We start from the raw sequence: 20,671 nt of genomic DNA on the forward strand, positions 1-20,671 counted from the left end.
CCTCTCATGGTTTTATGATTCGCTTGGTTCAATTTTTTGTAAATACCCTTCCAATCGTTCAAGTGTGAGAGCACCGTTTACAACCTCTACTATCTTCCCTTCCGGACTAATAAAGAAAGTGCTAGGAATTGGTCCAACTTTGTATAAGTCACGGACCTGGTCTTTGGTATCATGCGGAACTGGGAATGTCAAATTATATTTATTTATAAATTGATCAACTACAAATTCTGTTGCATCAAGATTCACTGCTATAATTTCTATTCCCTTTTCCTTATATTCAGGATAGAGCTTCTGCATATAAGGCATTTCCGACTCACATGGCTTACACCATGTTCCCCAGAAATTAAGCATTACACCTTTGCCACGAAAATCACTTAAGCGCACTGTCTTTAATTCATTATGATCATTCACTTGATTTAATTGAAAATCTGGTGCCTCGTCTCCTACACTGTAAATAGCCTTATCCTTGTTCAGATTTGCTACTAAAGCGTAGGCTACTGCTATTACTAATAAAACTAATATAGCTGAACGATAAATAAAGCGGTTCCGTTTCTTTTTAACCTTATTCTCTCTTGCCTGCTCTATTCTCACAACCACCACTCCCCGCCCAATTATACCATTTATTGGGCATTGAAATTATGTCTATTCTTCAACATTTTTAGAAGCAAGGTTACGCATTTGATTAACCTCTTTCGGTGTTAGCTTACGGAATTCTCCAACTCGAAGACCATCTAAGGTCAGAATTCCATATTTCTCACGCTTCAATTTTATAACTGGATAGCCCAACTGCTCCATCATACGCCGAACATGCCGATTCTTACCTTCTCTTAAGGTTAGTTCCAGTAGACTAGTATTTTTCTTTTTATCCGTAGATAGTACTCGAAATCGTAAGGCTTTTAATACTTCACCCTTATCCTTAACACCCTTGATGAGCTTTCTTAAATCCTCTTTTGAAGGGATGCCTTTTACTTTTGCTACATATACCTTTTCGACACCATACTTTGGATGCATAACTAAATTTGCAAACACACCATCATTGGTTAATAATAGTGCACCAGACGAGTCATAGTCTAATCTTCCAATAGGGTAAATTCGTTCTTCTACCTCTGGAAAGAAATCAGTAACTACCTTTCTTCCTTTTTCATCCTTTACACTAGAGATAACACCACGCGGCTTATAAAAAAGATAATAAACGGATTGTTCCTTTTCAAGGGGAACTCCATCTACTTCAATTTTATCTTCAGGAGTTACTTTGGTACCAAGTTCTGTTACTACTTTATTATTGACTTTAACTTTACCTTCTACTATTAATATTTCTGCTTTTCTTCTTGAAGTAATTCCACTTTGTGCAATTACTTTTTGTAAACGTTCATTTGTATTCGACATAAAATCACCAATTTATCCTCAATTTTTTTAATCCTATCCATAATCATAGCGATAATCTTTGGTTAGCCTAACCACTTATGTATGAAGTGTTTTTGCACACACTTAAAGATTGCTTACTAAATGAAATTACAGCTATTTATAGGATTTGGATTTCGCTTGCTATTATATCATTCGAATGGAGAAAAACAAAAATATTGAGGTTAGATGAGGTTTCGGGGAGGAACTTCAAATATATATCATCCTGAACTACTATTAGTAATAAATCATGTACCCATTGACTTTATCAAAAGTTAAAATTATAATACTCTTGTGTTTATTGTAACTAATCTAAGGAGGGTTGCTTAAAATTATGGGTGTAATTATTACTTTCCGTGCTTTGAACTAGTAATTTAATACGTTCGAAGGCTCTGTTTTCGCTTACAGAGTAAACGGGATAAGTCTGCCCATTTTTAACAATCTTCCATGAAAATAAATTTCTATTATTAAGAGGAAAGACTGACTTTTCAATCTTTCCTTTTGTATTGTTATGAGAAAATATTTGACTTTTAAATAAAGAAAAGTCTATTTTGGGTTGTCTTTGCATTTTATTTGCCAAGGATACTTTTATGTCATACTGCAAACTTAATGATTCCGTTTACTGGAAGCCACAGACGCTTATGTCTGTGGTTTTTTTTGCGATCAGAGTCATAAATCCAATATGAAATGAAAGGTTTGAATGATTATGACAAAAAGAAGAACAAAAGATACGAATAAAAGATATACTTCCGGAAATCCTCCAAATTTTAGTGGGCAACATTTGCTTCATAGTAAAAGCATAGTAAAAGATATTGTGGACATTGCTCGCATTTCAAAAAATGATTTAGTATTAGAATTGGGGGCCGGAAAAGGGGCAATTACGGAAGCCCTAAGTAATAAAGCTAGAAAGGTTCTTGCTGTTGAATACGATCAAAAGTTTATAAATAAATTAAAACAACTTGAAATGAAAAATACAGCGATAATCCAGCAGGATATATTAAAAATTTCATTACCACGAGAACATTTTGTAGTTGTGTCAAATATTCCATATGCCATCACTACAGCTATTATGAAAATGCTTCTCAATAATCCAGCAAACAGTTTTCAACGAGGTGTTATTACGATGGAAAAAGGTGCAGCAAAAAGATTTACGTCAACTATTGTAAAAGATCCTTATATAATAGCATGGAGAATGTGGTTTGATATCCGATATGTAAAAGACATTTCAAGAAAGAATTTCTCACCACCACCAAGAGTTGATTCTGCAATAGTTACAATTAAGAAAAAAACGGAACCAATTGTACCTGTAAACGAATATTTAATATTTTGGGGACTTGTCGACCACATACTTAAAAAGCCACAATTACCTATCGATTTAGCACTAAGAGGTATATTTACACCACCTCAAATGAAGCATCTAAAGAGAAATCTTAAACTAAATGATGAGGTTCCTGTTGCTGCTTTATCGGAACAACAATGGGGATATCTATTTGACACAATGGTAAAGCATGTTCCAAAATTTAGATGGCCAAAAATAAATAAAGCCAAATTAAACCATCTTATTAAACGCTAAAAAGTTTCAACAAGTAAAAAGTCGAATTCCTTCATTCTAAGGAATCGACTTTTTCTTGATATGCTTAAAATTTACGGTTAATTAACTTTCCCGAATGATCCGCTGGCAATAAGCTTCCTTCCAATATAAACCGTCTTGATTACTATTTCTCTAACCAAATACCAATGTTACGATAACAATAGCTGCTAATATACCAAATAAATCTGCTAAAAGACCAACCTTAAGCGCATATCCCATTTTTCGAATGCCTACCGCACCAAAATAAACCGTTAAGATATAAAGAGTTGTATCGGTACTACCTTGCATGGTCGACGCTAGCCTCCCTATAAAAGAGTCTGGTCCATATGTAGCAATAAGCTCGGTCGTAATCCCAAGTGCTGCAGAGCCCGATATTGGCTTAACAAGTGCCAGGGGTACCACTTCTGGAGGAACACCAAAGAAATTAAGCACTGGAGCAATCAGTCCAATTAATGCATCAAGTGCACCGGAACTTCGAAATATAGCAATTGCGACAATCATCCCTACTAAAAAAGGAAGTAAAGAAAAGGCCATTTTAACCCCTTCTTTCCCTCCCTCAACGAACATTTCATACGAAGGTACCTTTTTCCAGGTAGCGGTTAATAGAACAAGCATAATAAATAAAGGAATAATCCAAATGCTTATTTGTGAAATAACAACCATATTACTTCCTCCACATACTTCGGTAATAGAAAAGTCGGTCTATCATAATGGCACTTAATGTGGAAATAATCGTTGCTAGTATAGTCGCGCCTACAATCTCTGTAGGTGAGGCAGAATCATACTGCATACGTACTGCAATAATAGTAGTTGGAATCAAGGTAAGGCTAGAAGTATTAATTGCCAGGAATGTAATCATGGACCTAGATGCCTCATTTGAGCCACTTAGTTTTTTCATTTGCTCCATCGCTTTTATTCCCATAGGTGTAGCTGCATTCCCAAGCCCAAATATATTTGCTGTTATATTCGATAGAATATAACCAATTGCAGGGTGGTCCTTTGGTATTTCTGGAAATAGCCGTACAACAATAGGTCGAAACAGCCTTGCTAAAATTTTTAGAATTCCTGCTTCTTCAGCTATACGCATAATACCTAACCAAAATACTAGAACACTAATCAGGCCAATGGAAAGGGTAACAGCCTCATTGGCGCTTTCAAATACTGCCTTGTTAACATCCTCCATCGTTCCATTAAACATGGCAAAAACAATTCCGATAATGGCCATAAATGCCCAAATTAGATTAACCATTGGAATCCATCCTAAAGATTTGTTTCAATACGGATACAAAATCTACTAAATATGATATTTCTTTTTCGGCTAGATTCTCTTGAAATATATTCACCTCTACAATAGGTTCATTATTAAAGTAGTAGATTTGCTTGGCAACAACCTGTGCGTCAGGTGCAGGAGGAGATTCCCCTACTGGGATAACATCACTACGAATCAAACCTTTTTCTCCTTCTGATAGTGGATATACTGCATCCTCATGTGTATAGCCTCTCATTTCCTCCCCGGAATCTAATGAAATAGAGATTTGCCCTTTTTTACCCATTTTTTCCATAGTAAAGTTCTTAAAGCCCCATTCAAACATATCGGTATGGTCTTGCCAATCATTCGGTGCATCTAACGTAACTGCAATTAAATCCATCCCATCCTTTGATGCTGTTGAGACAAGTGTTCTACCAGTCTGTTTCGTAAATCCAGTTTTTCCACCTGTGCAATATTTATAGTAAGCTGTTAATAATTTGTTTTTATTTTTCCAGCCATAATCACGATTAGAAGACTGATAGAATTTGGTTCCTGTTATTTTACGAAACTCCTCATTTTGCATTGCATATTGCATCAAAAGGGCCATATCATAGGCTGATGAGTAATGGGTTTCAGAATCTAATCCATGTGGATTATCAAAATGTGTATTCGTCATGCCCAGCCACTGCGCCTTTTCATTCATGAGATATACAAATCCCTCTTCACTTTCCCCAACATGCTCCGCAATGGATATTGCTGCATCATTACCGGATCTTAGCATTAACCCATATACTAGATCCTCCACTGTCATTTTTTCTCCTTGTTTTAAATAAATCGATGACCCTTCCGTATAAACGGCCTTTCTACTAGCTGTTGCCTTTTCCTTCATTTTTCCCGATTCAATCGCTATAATGGCAGTCATTATCTTAGTAATGCTCGCTATATTAGATTTCTCATGCGCATTTTTCTCGAACAATATTCTTCCTGTTGACTGTTCAATTAACACAGCATTTTTTGCCGAAACAGCTGGACCTTCATCGGCATGTCCAATAATTGGACATACAATAGTAAATAATAATATTAACATTAGGGTTTTTGCTATAAAACGCATGGTTTGTCCTCCCCCAAAAATCTGTCTATACATTTTATGCAAAGGGAGCTTTCTTATGATAAAAAAAGAAATGGTAGAGTGATTTTACCATTTTTTTATTTACTGTGAAGGATAGAAGTTAGCCTTCATAAAATAAAAAAAAAGGATGTTTAAAAGAACTCACTCTTCAAACATCCTTAAAAACTATTATATATAATGGCAACAAGTCTAATTACTATTCTCCTCTAACTCACTGAAACGATCAAAAAATAAATCTGCTTCATCCTCAATATCACTAGCATCCATATTATCTGGTAGTGGTGGTAGTTCCTCTAACGATGTTAGCCCAAAAAATGTTAGAAAATCTTTACTTGTACCAAATAATACAGGTCGCCCAACTCCTTCTTTTCTACCAACCTCTTCAATCAGCGACCTTGCAAGTAGAGTTTGCACGGGGCGATCGCTTTTTACCCCTCTTATTTCATCAATTTCCGAACGAGTTATTGGCTGCTTATAAGCAATTATAGCTAGTGTCTCTAGTGCTGCTTGTGACATTCTACTTAAATGTGGAGTCTCGAGGAACCGTTTAAAGTATTCACTATGCTCCGGCTTTGTTGTTAAATGATAGACATCATTAGCTTGCATAATCATAATTCCACGACTCGCATGCTCATAATCATATTTTAGCTCTTCGATTAAATGCTCAACTGCCTTAACAGATATTTCCATGATATTTGCAAGTTCTTTAATCGTTATACCTTCATCACCACTTGCAAATAACAATCCTTCTAAGATCGCTTTTACATTCTTCATCCTACACGTCATCCCCCGAATAATAAACATACAAAGTATCGAAATGCTTCTCTTGTTTACAGGTTATTTGATTTACTTTCATCAATTCCAAAATTGCCATGAAGGTAACTACAATATGTGATTTTGTTCGGTGGGTAAACAATTCGTCAAAAGTTATGCCTTTCTTCCTTGATCGTTTTACCGAATCTAATACTTCTTCCATGCGTTGCTCAATTGGAATTTCAGCCTTGTGTATTTTTGTTTCAAGTGGTTCTTTCCATTTTTTGCGCTCAAGCATTTTTCCTAAGGCGCCAAGCATATCATAAATGGAAATATCTCCTTGAACAACAGTTTTTTCAATTGGAAGGTCTTCAAATATTACTGGAGGTCTAGTAAATATCTGATTTGCTTCAATTTCTTTTTCCTTGAAAACTTCGGCGGCTTCTTTAAATTTTCGATATTCAATCAGACGCTGCATGAGCTCTTCTCGTGGATCTTCCATATATTCTTCCATTTCTTCCTCAATTTCTTGTTTAGGAAGAAGCATCTGACTTTTAATTGCCAAAAGGGTAGCAGCCATGACAAGATATTCACTAGCAATATTTAACTCTAAATGCTGCATGGTATGAATATAATTCATATACTGTTCAGTAATTTGGGCTACAGGAATATCATATATATCAATCTCATAGTGATTTATTAAATGTAATAATAAATCAAGCGGTCCTTCAAAGGATTCTATTTTCACCTGATATGCCTGATTCATAAAAGTCGCCCTTTCTATATCTATAGAGTTCTTAGCAATATAGCATCGATTATATTTGTTTCAACTTGTATAAGCGCCTATACACCATCGTCATGTTTTACATAAGTTATTAACGTAAGATAAATGTTACCCAAACATTTATTCAAGTATTTAAAAGGAGGAATTTAGAATGAGTGCAGGTGCAGGATATTACGGTGGAGGATTTGCTTTAATCGTAGTATTATTTATTCTTTTAATTATTGTTGGTGCTGCTTGGTTGTAAAGTAGCATGAAACTACGATAAGTATATTCCATCAACATACAACCAAATTTTAAATAAAAATCAGCCCATGGAAGAATCAGGGCTGATTTTTGTTTAGAAATTACTTTCTACTGTAAAATGCTTCCCCTTCAATTCTTGTTAATCTTCTTGAATACAACGCATAAAATATTGTTGTATCGAATCAACAGCACTAACCTTATACTTTGTATCGTAAAGGTTCCGAATTTCTTTAATCATTCGTTTACCTACCCCACAATTACGATGGGATGGATTTACAGAAATATGCTGTATGATTGCTTGATCACCATCAATCCGAACACCGATTGCACCGATCACATCATCTTCTTGCTTCCATAGATAAAGATGCCAGTCTGGATTGGTCTCATATTCCTTAATGGTATGAAGTAGGTTTTTAACATCTTTTCCTTCTGGCATAAAAGACAATAAACCCATTGCAATCTTTTCCGAATTTTTTTTGTAGCGATTTAACATATATACCCCTCATTATGTGAAATACTTTTGGTCTAAGATGAAATAATTTTGATAAAGTAATCATCGACCAGTAATGTTTCTCACGACTATCGAACATAAGATGACCTAAATAAAACATGAACTGAGTGCTAAAACCCTTCCTTACTTCTCAGCAATTCAGATTAATAAAGGCAGGAATCTTACTCCTATAAACTTACGGGATAATTGAATTATAGTTCTATTTATGACCTATTAATCTATATTTGTCAAATACGATTAAAGCACAAATATCATCCAATATGCAAATCCCCAAATGATGGCAAGCACAAGTAATACAAGAAATAAAAGGATATTTTTCTTTCGTTGATTCAAATTACTCATCCTTTACTAGCATTGACAAAAATTACCTTATTTAGTACGTTTCGCTATGATTTCTTTCAACATTATGAAACCATCTGATTCTTGTTCCTTTATTTTAAAGGGAACACAATTCATCAGGAACAACCAGCTATTATAAAGCATGAAAACTAAAATAAATTCATTGGAAGTAAATTGATATATACCAAAAAAGATGACTACAATAATAGCATTAAAAAAAGGACCCAGGAAAGTTATGTATAGTTTTTCAAAAGAAGTATAGTCCTTTTCTCTTGTACTCTCTGTTACACCAGCTGTAAAAAACAATAGCCCAACATGCACTTCAAGCTTGGGGAAAACAATCTTTATAATCCTTTTCCCCCTACCAATACTGATTAAGATATTGCTTGCCTTTGCGATCTTAGCACCCACTGTATGGCCAATCTCATGAATTAGATTACTAATTGGTGCGACAAACACGATAAGATAAAGCAACAAATAGACACTCATTTGCTCTTTCAAAAGTATTTATCAATTAGGCATTAAATACTTTTACCTCTTTCATGACATCACCATTGCGCATTTCCTTTACATATTCCATACCAGAAGTAACTTGTCCAAACACGGTATGAACTCCATCTAAATGTGGTTGTGGTTCATGAACAATGAAAAATTGACAGCTTCCCGTATCTCTTCCAGCATGTGCCATAGATAACGTACCCTCAACATGCTTATGTGGGTTATTATCTGTTTCACATTTAATCGTATACCCAGCGTTACCTGTACCATTGCCGATTGGGCATCCACCTTGGCTAACAAAACCAGGGATTACGCGATGAAACGTTAATCCATCATAAAAATTTTCATTTGAAAGTTTTTCAAAATTAGCAACTGTACCTGGTGCCTCATTTGGATATAAATCAAATTCAATTTTATTACCATTTTCCATTAAAATATAGCCTTTTTTAGCCATACTATACAACTCCTATTCTGATAAAAACTTTTTGCCAATCAAATTAATCATACCATTTCTAGCGTTTTATTAAAAGATTTTATACTGCATCTTATTCATAGGATAAGTCATTTTTAACAATATCCTTAACTGTTTCACGACGAATAACTAATTTATCTATACCATTCTCAATAAATACAACTGCCGCTCTTGCAAATCGATTATAATTACTCGCCATGGAGTAACCATACGCACCGGTTGAAAGAATTGCCAAAATATCTCCTTTTTTAACCTTAGGAATAGGTAAGTCCCATATTAGCATATCTCCTGATTCACAACACTTCCCAGCTATGGAAACAACCGTATCCGCCTTTTGATTCGCTCTATTTGCTAACAAACCGACATACTTCGCTTGGTATAAAGCAGGACGAATATTATCAGTCATTCCGCCATCAACGGCAACATAATCACGTACATTGGGTATGACCTTAGTAGAGCCTGTAGTATAAAGGGTTACTCCTGCATCCCCAACAACGGACCGACCAGGTTCTATCCAAATTTCTGGTACCTCCATATTTAATCTAGAACAATGATTTTGAATTACTTCTACTAATCGGTATACATATTCATCTAATGGAATTGGTTGATCATTTTCCGTATATCGAATTCCAAATCCCCCACCTAAGTTTATGACCTCAGGTGTATATCCATAGGTTCCTTTCCATTCTTCTATTTTTTGGAATAGTATATTTGCTGCAGTTACAAAACGGTCCGTTTCAAAAATTTGCGAACCGATATGACAGTGTAATCCTTTAAAGTTTAGATATTTATTTTCACGTATAAGCTGAAATGCCTGATCTACTTGTCCATTATGTAAATCAAAGCCAAATTTAGAATCCTCATTACCTGTCATAATATATTGGTGTGTATCGGAATTAATCCCTGGAGTAACCCGAATAATAACATCTGCTGTCTTTTGCTTTTTACGTAATATCTCTGTCAAAATCTCAATTTCATAAAAGTTATCCACGACAATACAGCCAATCTCATGCTCTATTGCCATCTCGAGTTCACTTCTACTTTTATTATTTCCATGCATATGGATTTTCTGTGGAGCTATTCCCGCTTGAAGTGCGGTATACAGTTCCCCTTCTGATACCACATCAACCGATAATCCTTCCTGCTTGATAACTTGAAGAATTGCAATGGAAGAAAAAGCTTTACTAGCATAGGTCACCTGTGCCTTAACACCTAACTTCTTAAAAGCTTCAACAAATGCACGACAATTTTTACGTACAATTGAAACATCATACACATATAGAGGTGTACCGTATTTTTTCACTAAATCAACACTGTCAATACCACCAATTTCTAGATGACCTAAATCATTTATTCGGTACGGATAATTCTCCATTTGCATGCTTTCACACCCATTTCATGAATACTTATAAAAAATTTATCATAAACAAATTAAAAACAAAAATAAAACCCTCACAGAGAGGATTTTATTTAACCGATTCTTTTTGCGGTTGCGTAAATACATTCTTCGGATGAACAATGGATGGTCTTGTATGAACAAAAGGTGTTGGAACTCGAAATAATATCCGTACCATAGCCTTTGGATTAAAAGGAATTAATGGCCAAAAATAAGGTGCCTTAAAGGATTTTAAACTTATCAGGAATAAAAGTAGAACTGTAATACTAATGACATACCCATATATTCCGAATAATGCTGTTGCAATTATCAAATATAGTGTTGCCATTTTATTCGCTACACTTAATTCATAACTAGGTGTTACATACGTCCCGATTGAACCAATAGCAGTATAGAGGATTACCTCAGGACTAAGTAACCCAACATCAATTGCAATTTGTCCAATTAATACTGCAGCAATTAATCCCATAGCCGTTGATAGCGCAGTCGGCGTATGAATAGCCGCCATTCTTAAAAATTCCATTCCAACTACGCCTAGGATTAACTGAGCTACAATTGGAATATTCCCTTCCTTATTCGGCCCAATAAATGAAAGCTCGGGTGGCAACAATGTAGGATCCATCACAAACAGTAGCCATGTCGGTAACAAAAACAATGATAAAAATATCGCTAAAAAGCGGATCCAACGGATAAAAGTACCGATGATGGGTGCTTGACGAAACTCCTCAGCATGCTGTGTATGATGAAAATATGTGGTTGGAACAACCATTACACTTGGTGAGGTATCCACCGTTATTAAAGCATGCCCTTCCAATAAATGATTAGAAGCAACATCTGGCCTTTCTGTAAAACGTATAAGTGGAAATGGGTTCCACTTACGCTCTACAAAAAATTCTTCTAGCGGTTTTTCAGCCATAGTGATACCATCAATATCAATTTTACGAATCTTTTTCTTCAATAAGTCGACTAAGCCATCATCAGCAATATCTTTTATATAACTTAGGCAAACATCTGTCTTAGATCGTTCCCCTACCTTCAGCATCTCATTGCGTAATCTCGCATCACGAATTCTTCTTCTCGTTAAACTAGTATTGAGGACAATATTTTCTGTATACCCATCTCTTGATCCACGTATAACCCGTTCTGTATCTGGCTCTTCAGGCTGTCTTCCAGGGTAGCTTCTAACGTCTACGGCAAAGCCAAATTTTTCACCGTCGATGAGAATGACAATTAATCCAGATAGAACCTGATCAACTGCCTCATCTAATGTTTTAATTGTCGATAACTGCTGGTGGAGAATTCGGTTTTTAACTATCTCACTTGCCTTATCACGCTCACGCTCTTTTTCATTTAGATCCACTAATTCCTTAAGAATTTGCTGTATGATTAAGCTATCCACTAATCCATTTACATAATAAAGCTGAATACGTGTTTTTAATAGCACTACCTCGCGAAAGCCAACATCATAGGAAACATCAATTCCTACTCTCTCTTTAAAAAACCTAGAATTTTCATCAATCTTGGCTGAAATGGGATACTTGGACAAATGTAACCCCTCCTTAAACTTTCTATCTCACTAAAACAATCCATTGAAATAATGATCCCACTATTTTCCCAAACACGATTGCCATCATTAGAATAATGATTTTATTATCTAAATTAATCCGTTTTGAAATGATTGGAAATACATTAAGTACTTCTGTTAATGCTGCTGCAAGCATACCGTTAAAAATCCCATGAAAAACACCCCAAATAGCTAACAAAATTCTTGGTTGGCTCCAAGTAACTACTGTAAAGGAAAGGTAAGTTCCAAATAAGGCTCCAACGATTATACATGCCGTATATACCTTCACTAAGTGTAGGCTTTTACTAAGCTGAATTAATCTTGGAATAATACCTAATAAGGTCAGAAAAGCCACAAATCCACACCCAACCGCTAGTCCCCCAGAAAACCCAATAAATATCTGAATAAAATTAATGAGGAGGTCTTGTATCATTTAGTTTATTTTCGTGATAATTTACATAATCATCAAGGGACTGTTGGTATTTGTATATTTCTACCTCTAACGGGCTTGGCTCTTCATTAAATCGCTTATTAAACCAGTGGTTAAAAAACAAAATCATCCCTATTCCAAGGCCGAGGGAATACGGAATTTGTATCCATAGGGGAAATTCATTTTTTTCTCCAGTTAATAAGAAGTGCAACTTCTGTTGAACCTCCTGCATACTTACGTCATAGTGAAAATTCACGATGGTCATGGCAGTTCCGATAAATAGCAGTAGCCAAACAAAAATAAAAACCAATACATTTGGATTTTTATTCGACTTATCCACTTTTACGATTGTCTGCTCTGGACCAGTTAATTGAATTTCCAAGTTCGGATAAAGCTCATTTAAGTGTTTGATAATTAAAAAGCTATCAATAATCACAATTTCTTTATCTTCCTTTGTGACACGATAAATTTTTAATTTTAAAAGCTCCTGTACTAGCTCTTTTGAGGTAGAAGAAACAAAGGCGATATCCTGTAGCTTGATTTCTCTTTGGGTATCGATTTCTATTTTCTTTTTCATGCGTAAATAAACCATATCTGTCATTATGATGTCACCTCAAGAAACCAATTTGGGTACTACTTAGTATTTGTCTAAAAAGAAATAATATAATTGTTTTTTACAGAAGCTAATAAGATTATGAATGCACGTATGGAGAAGCAGGTAAAAATAAAAAAACCATAAGAGCCATCATTCATGACGGCTCTTATGGGTCCATTTTATTTTTCATATCATATAATATTTTCTTTTCTAGACGAGAAACCTGTACTTGAGATATTCCAAGCCTTTCCGCGACCTCTGATTGCGTCTTATCCTTATAATAACGAAGATAGAGAATTAGCCTTTCTCGTTCACTTAATCCACGAATTGCCTCTTGTAATGATAGCTTATCAAACCAATTCGAATCTTGATCTGCTATCTGGTCTAGTAATGTAATAGGATCTCCATCGTTTTCAAATACTGTTTCATGTATGGAATGTGGTGCCTTTGCAGCTTCCTGCGCATGAACTACCTCTTCAGGAGAAATCTCTAGCTCTAAAGCAATTTCGTTAATCGTAGGAGATCTGCCAAATTTCTTCGTCAGCTCATCCTTCTTTTTACGAATTTTATTTCCCACTTCTTTTAAAGACCTGCTTACTTTAACACTACCATCATCGCGGAGAAATCGCTGTATTTCTCCAATAATCATGGGTACGGCATACGTAGAAAATTTAACATCATACGAAAGGTCGAACTTATCAATTGATTTAATAAGTCCTATGCTTCCAATTTGAAAAAGATCATCCGGGTCATATCCTCTATTCATAAAACGCTGAACAACAGACCAAACAAGACGAATGTTCTTTTCTACTAAATAGTCTCGGGCTTCCTTATCCCCTTGTTGACTCTTTAATATTAGCCCTTTCACCTGTTCGTCAGATAGCGCCTCACTCCGATTATATTGCTTTACATTTACATCCATAGGCATCGCATCCTAATTATAAACCGTTTTACTATTTGTTAACTGCTTTTTCATATGAACAGAGGTACCCTCACCTTGCTTGGAAATAACTTCTACAGAGTCCATAAAATTCTCAATAATCGTAAATCCCATTCCAGACCGTTCTAAGTCTGGCTTCGATGTAAATAATGGTTGTCTTGCCTCATCGATATCAGCAATCCCAATACCGTTATCACGAATTGTTATCTCCACTTCCCCATCCTCATGTAAAATACAAGAGATATGGACTTTATGGTCTGGCTCACTATTATAACCATGGATGATTGCATTCGTTACTGCTTCAGATACAACTGTTTTTATCTCTGTTAATTCCTCCATGGTTGGATCAAGCTGAGCAACAAATGCTCCAACAGTTACACGAGCAAATGATTCATTTTGACTAACACTCGAAAATTCCACATGCATTTCATTTTTCATGAAGCCACCCCCAAAGTTTCTAAAGCAAATTCCTCGTTCTCCTCTAAACGAATAATTTTAAACATACCAGACATTTCAAATAACCGTTTGATTGAAGGTGGTACAGAGCATACTACCATTTCCCCTCCTAACTGGAGAACTTCCTTGTATCTACCCAAAACGACTCCAAGTCCTGAACTATCCATAAAGCTTATCTTTTCAAGATTTAAAATCACATGTTTTACTGGATTTAAATATAGCATGTCCTTCCACTGGTCTCGTAGCTCTTCTGCTTCATGATGATCTAATTCACCAGCTAAACGAACAACTAATACGTCTTCTTTTACATCAAACATATATTTTAGCCCCATTTATATCCTCCTTACATTCCTTTGTAAGTATCAATTCTTTATTAAATGGGTAAATTCCTGCTTTGTGACAAAAGAAGAAGAAAATCTGTTAAATTAGAAGGAATTAATCATTTTTCGACAGCTTTTGAATCGAGCGTTTAAACAGCGTAAAATAAGATGCTTTGTCCACATCCTCATTAATAATTAATGGTGTTTCGGAAATCGATTTATCACCATTTTTCACATGTAATGTACCAACTTTTGTCCCTTTTTTAATTGGAAGCTTAACCTCATCAAGCTGAACAGATGTTGTTAATTTTTCAATTGATTCACCTTTTTTAAACACCATACTAATGGACTGACTAGCAACGACATCTATTTTTCTTTTTGCTGCCTTTAATACGTTAAGTTCCGTTATTCTATCGTTTTGATTAAATAGCTTCTTTGTTTCATACGTATTAAATGCATAATCCAACATATTTGAAATGGTGGAATTGCGTTCTTTTGGTGTTTCAGCACCCATTACGACCGCTACTACACGCATATCATTCTTTTTTGCGGTAGCTGTAAGACAATATTTGGCCTCACTAGTAAAGCCTGTTTTCAAACCATCTACTCCAGGATAAAAACGAACTAATTTATTTGTATTCACTAACCAAAATTCGTTATCCGTACCTTTTCGTAAATAATCTTCATATATTGAGGTGTATTTCGTAATAGATTCATGGCTTAATAATTCTTTTGCCATCATGGCCATATCATATGCGGTAGAATAATGATCCTTTGCCGGTAGACCAGATACATTCTGAAATTTAGTATTTTTTAAGCCTAGTTCCTTTACCTTTTGATTCATACGCTTCACAAATGCTTCTTCACTTCCGGAGATACGTTCTGCAAGGGCAACACTAGCATCATTTGCAGAAGCAACAGCTATTCCTTTTAATAGATCATCAACACTCATCTCTTCTCCTGCCTCGAGAAATATTTGTGATCCACCCATGGAAGCTGCATTTTCACTAATTCGGATCATTTCATTCTTTTTCAAGTTACCCTTATCTATTTCTTCCATAATTAAAAGCATTGTCATGATTTTTGTCATGCTTGCAGGTGGTAAAGGTTCATGTGCCTTCTTTTCAAACATAACCTTTCCTGTATCACGTTCAATTAAAATGCCGGATTTCGCACTAGGTGCTAAATCAAATGTATCCTTACCATGTCCACTTTCCTCAGCAAACACAGTAATATTAAATAAAAAAATGGTTAATACTAGTAAACCTACTATTAGGACATTCTTTTTCATTCTGTTTTACCTCCAGCAATCAATATAGTTCTAGGATTGCCAAAATTAAACAAACTTATAACCTCAGCCCACTAAATAAAAAATTAGTTCCCAAAAAAATAAGGTAACGCTATATTCTAGCGCTACCTTGATGAATTTTATAATTATTCGGTAATAGATCCATAAATTAATACTGGTGCATCAACTTCTTCTTCTGTAATAACGATACTATTTCCAATTAGATCTAAAACGGCATCTACAGAATCAATATTGGTGTGCAGCGTTAAAAGAGGCTCGCCCTTTTGTACGGCATCCCCAACTTTTTTATGTAATAGGATACCAGCTGAAAGATCAATTTCTGATTCTTTTGTTGCTCTACCAGCACCTAGCATCATGGCAGCAGTCCCAATATTATCAGCAATCAATGTCTGAATTGTACCAGACTTACCGGCGGGTACATCTATTACTTTAGAGGCCTTCGGTAGAAGTTCTGGATTATCCACAACCGAAGTATCTCCTCCCTGTGAGGCCAAGAAAACTTTAAACTGTTCTAGGGCTGCTCCGTTCGATAGATTCTCTTCTAATTTCTTTCTAGCTTCTTCAAGAGAGGTTGCCTTTTCAGCTAGTAATACCATCTTACTACCTAGAACTAAACATAATTCTGTTAAATCCTCCGGGCCTTTTCCTTGAAGTGTTTCAATAGCTTCCTTTACCTCTAACGCATTACCTATTGCATAGCCAAGAGGTTGACTCATATCCGAGATTACTGCCATCGTTTTTCGCCCAACTTGATTTCCTATCGAAACCATTGCTTTAGCTAATTCCTTTGCATCATCCAAATTTTTCATAAATGCACCAGCACCGGTTTTTACATCTAGAACAATAGCATCGGCGCCAGCAGCAATTTTCTTACTCATAATAGAGCTGGCAATTAACGGAATGGAATTAACAGTTGCTGTCACATCCCGAAGGCTATACAATTTTTTATCTGCTGGCGTTAGGTTTCCGGTTTGACCAATGACAGATACTTTGTTTTGATTAACTAGATCGATGAATTCCTGATTGCTTATTTCTGTATGGAAACCAGGTACAGACTCCAGCTTATCAATAGTTCCACCAGTATGCCCAAGGCCACGTCCACTCATTTTAGCAACTGGAGCACCTACCGATGCTACTAATGGCGCTAATACTAAAGTGGTAGTGTCTCCAACACCACCAGTTGAATGCTTATCAACCTTTATACCAGAAATACCCGAGAGATCAATTTTATCACCGGAATCTACCATCGCTTTTGTCAGAGTAGCTCTTTCTCTCTCTGTCATATCTTGAAAATAGATCGACATTAAAAGAGCACTTACTTGATAATCTGGAATATCCCCGTTCGTATATCCATCAATAAAAAAGCGAATTTCTTCCTCGTTTAATTCATGACCGTCACGTTTTTTCTCAATTATGTCATACATCCTCATTGTTTCCACCTCCTAGTTAGTAGTTGGTAATGAACGAACAATCCTTTTCACGAAATTTAAAAAGTCCTGCTTCACTTTATTCGTAGTCTCTATAACTTCATCATGCGTTAATGGCTGATCCAAAATACCTGCTGCCATATTAGAAATACAAGATATCCCAAGTACTCTCATTCCTGCATGATTTGCTACGATGACTTCTGGAACAGTAGACATTCCTACTGCATCTCCCCCTAAGGTTCTTAGCATTCTAATTTCTGCCGGAGTTTCATATGCTGGCCCAGTATTTCCAACATATACACCCGTTTGTACTTGAATTCCGATTTCTTTAGCACATTCCAAAGCATAACGAATATATTCCTTGTCATAGCTTTCCGACATATCAGGAAACCTTGCACCTAGCTTTTCATCATTTGGACCGATTAGTGGACTAGTTCCCATATTATTAATATGGTCAGATATAATCATTAAATCCCCTGGATGAAAGGATTCATTAATTCCTCCTGCAGCATTAGTTACTAATAGGGATTTTATACCTAGCTCCTTCATAACCCGCATTGGAAAGGTTACCTGCTGCATCGAATAGCCTTCATAATAATGAAAGCGACCTTGCATGACAAGAACTTGTCTTCCTTCTAACATTCCAATGACTAATTGTCCCTTATGGCCAAACACGGTTGACTCAGGAAAGTATGGAATTTCTTGATAAGGGATAACAGTAGTATCTGTTAACTCTTCAGCTAAAACCCCTAACCCTGATCCCAAAACAAGCCCCATCTCTGGTTTTACATTAATTTTATTTTCTATATAATTACTGGCTTCCTTAATTTTTCCGTAATCCATTAACGTTTCCCCCTAATTAAATTTCATGTAAAAAGCTGACACCGTGCTCTGGCATTTCCACTTCGAAGTTATCAGCAATTGTTGCACCAATATCGGAAAAGGTTTTACGTAATTGTAGCTCTCTACCTTCCTCAATGCCTTTGTAGTATACAAGTAATGGTACAAATTCTCGTGTATGATCTGTACCGTGATGTACAGGGTCATTTCCGTGGTCTGCCGTTATGATGAGTAAATCATCATCCTTTAACTTATCCAATACTTCAGGTAAACGTGCATCGTATGCTTCAAGGGCTTTTCCATAGCCGATAGGATCTCTACGGTGACCATATTTCGCATCAAAGTCAACTAAATTTAAGAAGCTAATTCCTGTAAAGTCCTCATCCATCGACTCTACAATCTTTGTCATTCCATCATCATTATCTTTTGTACGAATCGCCTTGGTCACACCTTCACCATCGTATATATCGGAAATTTTCCCAAGTGCAATCACATCAAAATTATTATCCTGTAAGGTATTCATTACAGTTTTTCCAAATGGCTTTAATGCATAGTCATGGCGGTTAGATGTGCGTTCAAAGGCACCTGGTTTACCAACAAATGGTCTAGCAATAATCCTTCCAACCATATACTTCTCATCTAATGTCAGCTCACGAGCAATTTCACATATTTTATAGAGCTCATCAAGTGGTACCACTTCTTCATGTGCTGCAATTTGTAGTACTGAATCTGCTGAGGTATAAACTATAAGTGCACCGGTTTCCATATGCTGAGGACCTAGTTCATCTAATATAGCTGTTCCCGAAGCTGGTTTATTCCCGATGACCTTACGACCTGACCTTTTCTCTAGCTCTTGAATTAATTCATCTGGGAAACCATCTGGAAATGTTTGGAATGGCTGTTCAATACGAAGCCCCATGATCTCCCAATGGCCAGTCATAGTATCCTTTCCATTCGAAGCCTCTTGCATTTTTGTATAATGCGCCATGGGCTTATCAGCCTTTGAAATACCTTTTAGCTCACGAATATTGCTCAGTCCAAGTGCCCCCATATTCGGCATTTTTAAGCCATCCATTTGTTCAGCAATGTGTCCTAACGTGTCTGCACCCTTATCATTAAATTGCTCCGCATCCGGTGCTTCCCCAATTCCAACTGAATCCATCACGATTAAAAATACTCTGTTAAATTTTCGCATGATAATACCTCCTAAAGTCTATGTTGGCTTAAATCCCCGATTCTATGTCTATTTCATAATGTTGTAGGATGTCAGACAACTTAAAGTAAAAAACAAGAGCTATGCTCTTGGATGATATGATTTATACATATCCTTTAGTCGCGTTTTTGTTACATGTGTATAAATTTGTGTTGTAGAGATATCTGCATGGCCTAGCATCTCCTGAACTGCCCTTAAATCAGCACCATTTTCTAATAAATGGGTTGCAAAGGAGTGTCTTAATGTATGCGGTGTTATGTCTTTAGTTATATGGGCACTGCTTGCTATTTTTTTTAATATTTTCCAAAAGCCCTGTCTTGTCATTGGTCTTCCATGCTGATTTAAAAATAATATATTCTCATCTTTATTCTTCTTTAGTAGACTTCGCCTTGCATCACGTAAATAAAGCTCTATAGACTTTTCGGCCATATCACCTAACGGTACAATACGTTCTTTGGAGCCCTTACCAAGGCATCGAACAAATCCCATCGTTAAATGTAAGTCACTGACCTTTAATGTAACTAATTCACTCACACGTAATCCAGTAGCATAAATTAATTCGAGCATCGCTTTGTTTCGAATATCAAGCGGAGCATTCCCCTGAATATCAAGAAGCCTGTCTACTTCTTGAACAGATAAGATATCAGGAAGTTTTCTTTCCTTTTTTGGTGTTTCAATATGTAATGTTGGGTCATGCTCAACAATATGTTCTCGAACTAAGAAATGATGAAACTGGCGGATAGAGGTAATGATTCTAGCAATAGTCGCTGAAGACTTTCCAGCATCCTTTACAGAATACAAGAATTTCAAAATATCTGCTCTAGTTATCTCACTCCATGTTGAATGATCACTCTTTTGCATATATTCCATATACGATTTTAAATCTCTCTTATAGGATTTTAACGTGTTCTCAGCCAACCCTCGCTCTATTTGCAAATAATGAAAATAATCATTATACGCATGGTTCAACATTCTCTACTCCCCTAATCGAAAAAATATATTTAGACGATCCATAAAGCTTTGCTCACTATTAAAAACTTTGACAGCAGGGCCCTCTGGTGTATCGTAGCGATGGAACTGTTCATATTCGGAGTGCATAATTTGCAAACCGAAATAAAATATGAATGTACATGCTATGAAAATGATAAATACTTTTACAGTATCCCATACCATCCTTTTCATACGGCATTTCTCCTTTAATAATAAGTTAA

Annotated in this window: 25 protein-coding genes; 2 read left to right on the forward strand and 23 right to left on the reverse strand. The window is 35.9% G+C overall.

The window, feature by feature from the left end:
• Window positions 1-12: 12 nt before the first annotated feature.
• Both resA and KI338_RS15605 read right to left on the reverse strand, forming a co-directional pair.
• Window positions 13-591, reverse strand: a complete 579-nt coding sequence (gene resA, locus KI338_RS15600; protein ID WP_212921951.1) for a thiol-disulfide oxidoreductase ResA — start codon at window positions 589-591, stop codon at window positions 13-15.
• A 51-nt stretch (window positions 592-642) separates the two neighbouring features.
• On the reverse strand, window positions 643-1,386 hold the full coding sequence (locus KI338_RS15605; protein WP_212921952.1) for a pseudouridine synthase: 744 nt from the start codon (window positions 1,384-1,386) through the stop codon (window positions 643-645).
• A gap of 721 nt (window positions 1,387-2,107) precedes the next feature.
• On the opposite strand from KI338_RS15605, the gene erm reads away from it, so the two are divergent.
• Complete coding sequence (gene erm / locus KI338_RS15610) at window positions 2,108-2,974, forward strand: 23S ribosomal RNA methyltransferase Erm (protein ID WP_212922045.1); 867 nt, start codon at window positions 2,108-2,110, stop codon at window positions 2,972-2,974.
• Between the two features lie 150 nt (window positions 2,975-3,124).
• On the opposite strand, the gene KI338_RS15615 is transcribed toward erm, so the two are convergent.
• The 5 genes from KI338_RS15615 to KI338_RS15635 form a co-directional block, all read right to left on the reverse strand.
• Window positions 3,125-3,655: a spore maturation protein gene (locus tag KI338_RS15615; protein WP_212921953.1), complete on the reverse strand. Its 531-nt coding sequence runs from the start codon at window positions 3,653-3,655 to the stop codon at window positions 3,125-3,127.
• Window position 3,656: 1 nt separating this feature from the next.
• The gene (locus tag KI338_RS15620) at window positions 3,657-4,241 is read right to left on the reverse strand and encodes a nucleoside recognition domain-containing protein (RefSeq protein WP_212921954.1); all 585 of its coding nucleotides are present in this window, start codon (window positions 4,239-4,241) and stop codon (window positions 3,657-3,659) included.
• A complete protein-coding gene (locus KI338_RS15625; protein ID WP_212921955.1) occupies window positions 4,234-5,352 on the reverse strand; it encodes a D-alanyl-D-alanine carboxypeptidase family protein in 1,119 nt (372 codons plus the stop codon). Before KI338_RS15625 ends, KI338_RS15620 begins: the two co-directional genes overlap by 8 nt.
• A 207-nt stretch (window positions 5,353-5,559) precedes the next feature.
• Window positions 5,560-6,144 carry an SMC-Scp complex subunit ScpB gene (gene scpB, locus KI338_RS15630; protein ID WP_212921956.1) on the reverse strand — a complete coding sequence of 195 codons (585 nt, stop codon included), beginning with the start codon at window positions 6,142-6,144 and terminating at the stop codon, window positions 5,560-5,562.
• A gap of 1 nt (window position 6,145) precedes the next feature.
• The gene (locus tag KI338_RS15635) at window positions 6,146-6,889 is read right to left on the reverse strand and encodes a segregation/condensation protein A (RefSeq protein ID WP_212921957.1); all 744 of its coding nucleotides are present in this window, start codon (window positions 6,887-6,889) and stop codon (window positions 6,146-6,148) included.
• A gap of 169 nt (window positions 6,890-7,058) precedes the next feature.
• On the opposite strand from KI338_RS15635, the gene KI338_RS15640 reads away from it, so the two are divergent.
• Window positions 7,059-7,151, forward strand: a complete 93-nt coding sequence (locus KI338_RS15640; RefSeq protein WP_212921958.1) for a YjcZ family sporulation protein — start codon at window positions 7,059-7,061, stop codon at window positions 7,149-7,151.
• A gap of 138 nt (window positions 7,152-7,289) precedes the next feature.
• Here KI338_RS15640 and KI338_RS15645 read toward each other — a convergent pair whose 3' ends face one another.
• From KI338_RS15645 to KI338_RS15720, 16 genes are all read right to left on the reverse strand, one after another.
• Entirely contained in the window at window positions 7,290-7,643 is a 354-nt protein-coding gene (locus KI338_RS15645) for a GNAT family N-acetyltransferase (protein WP_212921959.1), read from the reverse strand.
• A 387-nt stretch (window positions 7,644-8,030) separates the two neighbouring features.
• The gene (locus KI338_RS15650) at window positions 8,031-8,489 is read right to left on the reverse strand and encodes a site-2 protease family protein (protein WP_212921960.1); all 459 of its coding nucleotides are present in this window, start codon (window positions 8,487-8,489) and stop codon (window positions 8,031-8,033) included.
• A gap of 25 nt (window positions 8,490-8,514) precedes the next feature.
• Entirely contained in the window at window positions 8,515-8,952 is a 438-nt protein-coding gene (locus KI338_RS15655) for a peptidylprolyl isomerase (protein WP_212921961.1), read from the reverse strand.
• A gap of 91 nt (window positions 8,953-9,043) precedes the next feature.
• Window positions 9,044-10,351 (reverse strand): diaminopimelate decarboxylase, encoded by a 1,308-nt coding sequence (gene lysA, locus KI338_RS15660; protein ID WP_212921962.1) that lies wholly within the window; start codon window positions 10,349-10,351, stop codon window positions 9,044-9,046.
• A gap of 85 nt (window positions 10,352-10,436) precedes the next feature.
• A complete protein-coding gene (locus KI338_RS15665; protein WP_212921963.1) occupies window positions 10,437-11,912 on the reverse strand; it encodes a spore germination protein in 1,476 nt (491 codons plus the stop codon).
• A gap of 22 nt (window positions 11,913-11,934) precedes the next feature.
• Window positions 11,935-12,363, reverse strand: a complete 429-nt coding sequence (locus KI338_RS15670; protein WP_212921964.1) for a stage V sporulation protein AB — start codon at window positions 12,361-12,363, stop codon at window positions 11,935-11,937.
• Window positions 12,341-12,961, reverse strand: coding sequence for a stage V sporulation protein AA (locus tag KI338_RS15675; RefSeq protein WP_212921965.1), 621 nt, complete (start codon window positions 12,959-12,961; stop codon window positions 12,341-12,343). Before KI338_RS15675 ends, KI338_RS15670 begins: the two co-directional genes overlap by 23 nt.
• 160 nt (window positions 12,962-13,121) lie before the next feature.
• Entirely contained in the window at window positions 13,122-13,877 is a 756-nt protein-coding gene (sigF, locus tag KI338_RS15680; protein WP_212921966.1) for an RNA polymerase sporulation sigma factor SigF, read from the reverse strand.
• Window positions 13,878-13,889: 12 nt separating this feature from the next.
• Window positions 13,890-14,333 (reverse strand): anti-sigma F factor, encoded by a 444-nt coding sequence (gene spoIIAB / locus KI338_RS15685; RefSeq protein WP_212921967.1) that lies wholly within the window; start codon window positions 14,331-14,333, stop codon window positions 13,890-13,892.
• A complete protein-coding gene (gene spoIIAA, locus KI338_RS15690) occupies window positions 14,330-14,683 on the reverse strand; it encodes an anti-sigma F factor antagonist (RefSeq protein WP_212921968.1) in 354 nt (117 codons plus the stop codon). Before spoIIAA ends, spoIIAB begins: the two co-directional genes overlap by 4 nt.
• A gap of 103 nt (window positions 14,684-14,786) precedes the next feature.
• Complete coding sequence (locus KI338_RS15695; protein WP_212921969.1) at window positions 14,787-15,962, reverse strand: D-alanyl-D-alanine carboxypeptidase family protein; 1,176 nt, start codon at window positions 15,960-15,962, stop codon at window positions 14,787-14,789.
• A 143-nt stretch (window positions 15,963-16,105) separates the two neighbouring features.
• The gene (locus KI338_RS15700; protein ID WP_212921970.1) at window positions 16,106-17,410 is read right to left on the reverse strand and encodes a pyrimidine-nucleoside phosphorylase; all 1,305 of its coding nucleotides are present in this window, start codon (window positions 17,408-17,410) and stop codon (window positions 16,106-16,108) included.
• Between the two features lie 12 nt (window positions 17,411-17,422).
• Window positions 17,423-18,250, reverse strand: coding sequence for a purine-nucleoside phosphorylase (locus KI338_RS15705; RefSeq protein WP_212921971.1), 828 nt, complete (start codon window positions 18,248-18,250; stop codon window positions 17,423-17,425).
• Window positions 18,251-18,266: 16 nt separating this feature from the next.
• Window positions 18,267-19,442: a phosphopentomutase gene (gene deoB / locus KI338_RS15710; protein WP_212921972.1), complete on the reverse strand. Its 1,176-nt coding sequence runs from the start codon at window positions 19,440-19,442 to the stop codon at window positions 18,267-18,269.
• A gap of 99 nt (window positions 19,443-19,541) precedes the next feature.
• A complete protein-coding gene (gene xerD / locus KI338_RS15715) occupies window positions 19,542-20,432 on the reverse strand; it encodes a site-specific tyrosine recombinase XerD (protein WP_212921973.1) in 891 nt (296 codons plus the stop codon).
• A 3-nt stretch (window positions 20,433-20,435) separates the two neighbouring features.
• Window positions 20,436-20,642 carry a YqzK family protein gene (locus tag KI338_RS15720; RefSeq protein ID WP_212921974.1) on the reverse strand — a complete coding sequence of 69 codons (207 nt, stop codon included), beginning with the start codon at window positions 20,640-20,642 and terminating at the stop codon, window positions 20,436-20,438.
• Between the last annotated feature and the right edge of the window lie 29 nt (window positions 20,643-20,671).

Origin of the sequence: Ornithinibacillus bavariensis, from assembly GCF_018333235.1 — a bacterium.
Lineage (GTDB): Bacteria > Bacillota > Bacilli > Bacillales > Amphibacillaceae > Ornithinibacillus > Ornithinibacillus bavariensis.

What these genes read in the sequence shown, in the direction of transcription:
- lysA (WP_212921962.1), bottom strand. Translation starts at nt 10,351, where the DNA reads ATGCAAATGGAGAATTATCCGTACCGAATAAATGATTTAGGTCATCTA.
- scpB (WP_212921956.1), bottom strand. Translation starts at nt 6,144, where the DNA reads ATGAAGAATGTAAAAGCGATCTTAGAAGGATTGTTATTTGCAAGTGGT.
- KI338_RS15645 (WP_212921959.1), bottom strand. Translation starts at nt 7,643, where the DNA reads ATGTTAAATCGCTACAAAAAAAATTCGGAAAAGATTGCAATGGGTTTA.
- KI338_RS15605 (WP_212921952.1), bottom strand. Translation starts at nt 1,386, where the DNA reads ATGTCGAATACAAATGAACGTTTACAAAAAGTAATTGCACAAAGTGGA.
- KI338_RS15625 (WP_212921955.1), bottom strand. Translation starts at nt 5,352, where the DNA reads ATGCGTTTTATAGCAAAAACCCTAATGTTAATATTATTATTTACTATT.
- spoIIAA (WP_212921968.1), bottom strand. Translation starts at nt 14,683, where the DNA reads ATGGGGCTAAAATATATGTTTGATGTAAAAGAAGACGTATTAGTTGTT.
- KI338_RS15615 (WP_212921953.1), bottom strand. Translation starts at nt 3,655, where the DNA reads ATGGTTGTTATTTCACAAATAAGCATTTGGATTATTCCTTTATTTATT.
- KI338_RS15705 (WP_212921971.1), bottom strand. Translation starts at nt 18,250, where the DNA reads ATGGATTACGGAAAAATTAAGGAAGCCAGTAATTATATAGAAAATAAA.
- KI338_RS15655 (WP_212921961.1), bottom strand. Translation starts at nt 8,952, where the DNA reads ATGGCTAAAAAAGGCTATATTTTAATGGAAAATGGTAATAAAATTGAA.
- KI338_RS15670 (WP_212921964.1), bottom strand. Translation starts at nt 12,363, where the DNA reads ATGATACAAGACCTCCTCATTAATTTTATTCAGATATTTATTGGGTTT.
- spoIIAB (WP_212921967.1), bottom strand. Translation starts at nt 14,333, where the DNA reads ATGAAAAATGAAATGCATGTGGAATTTTCGAGTGTTAGTCAAAATGAA.
- KI338_RS15640 (WP_212921958.1), top strand. Translation starts at nt 7,059, where the DNA reads ATGAGTGCAGGTGCAGGATATTACGGTGGAGGATTTGCTTTAATCGTA.
- KI338_RS15635 (WP_212921957.1), bottom strand. Translation starts at nt 6,889, where the DNA reads ATGAATCAGGCATATCAGGTGAAAATAGAATCCTTTGAAGGACCGCTT.
- sigF (WP_212921966.1), bottom strand. Translation starts at nt 13,877, where the DNA reads ATGGATGTAAATGTAAAGCAATATAATCGGAGTGAGGCGCTATCTGAC.
- KI338_RS15650 (WP_212921960.1), bottom strand. Translation starts at nt 8,489, where the DNA reads ATGAGTGTCTATTTGTTGCTTTATCTTATCGTGTTTGTCGCACCAATT.
- KI338_RS15720 (WP_212921974.1), bottom strand. Translation starts at nt 20,642, where the DNA reads ATGAAAAGGATGGTATGGGATACTGTAAAAGTATTTATCATTTTCATA.
- KI338_RS15695 (WP_212921969.1), bottom strand. Translation starts at nt 15,962, where the DNA reads ATGAAAAAGAATGTCCTAATAGTAGGTTTACTAGTATTAACCATTTTT.
- xerD (WP_212921973.1), bottom strand. Translation starts at nt 20,432, where the DNA reads ATGTTGAACCATGCGTATAATGATTATTTTCATTATTTGCAAATAGAG.
- KI338_RS15700 (WP_212921970.1), bottom strand. Translation starts at nt 17,410, where the DNA reads ATGAGGATGTATGACATAATTGAGAAAAAACGTGACGGTCATGAATTA.
- deoB (WP_212921972.1), bottom strand. Translation starts at nt 19,442, where the DNA reads ATGCGAAAATTTAACAGAGTATTTTTAATCGTGATGGATTCAGTTGGA.
- KI338_RS15675 (WP_212921965.1), bottom strand. Translation starts at nt 12,961, where the DNA reads ATGACAGATATGGTTTATTTACGCATGAAAAAGAAAATAGAAATCGAT.
- KI338_RS15620 (WP_212921954.1), bottom strand. Translation starts at nt 4,241, where the DNA reads ATGGTTAATCTAATTTGGGCATTTATGGCCATTATCGGAATTGTTTTT.
- erm (WP_212922045.1), top strand. Translation starts at nt 2,108, where the DNA reads ATGACAAAAAGAAGAACAAAAGATACGAATAAAAGATATACTTCCGGA.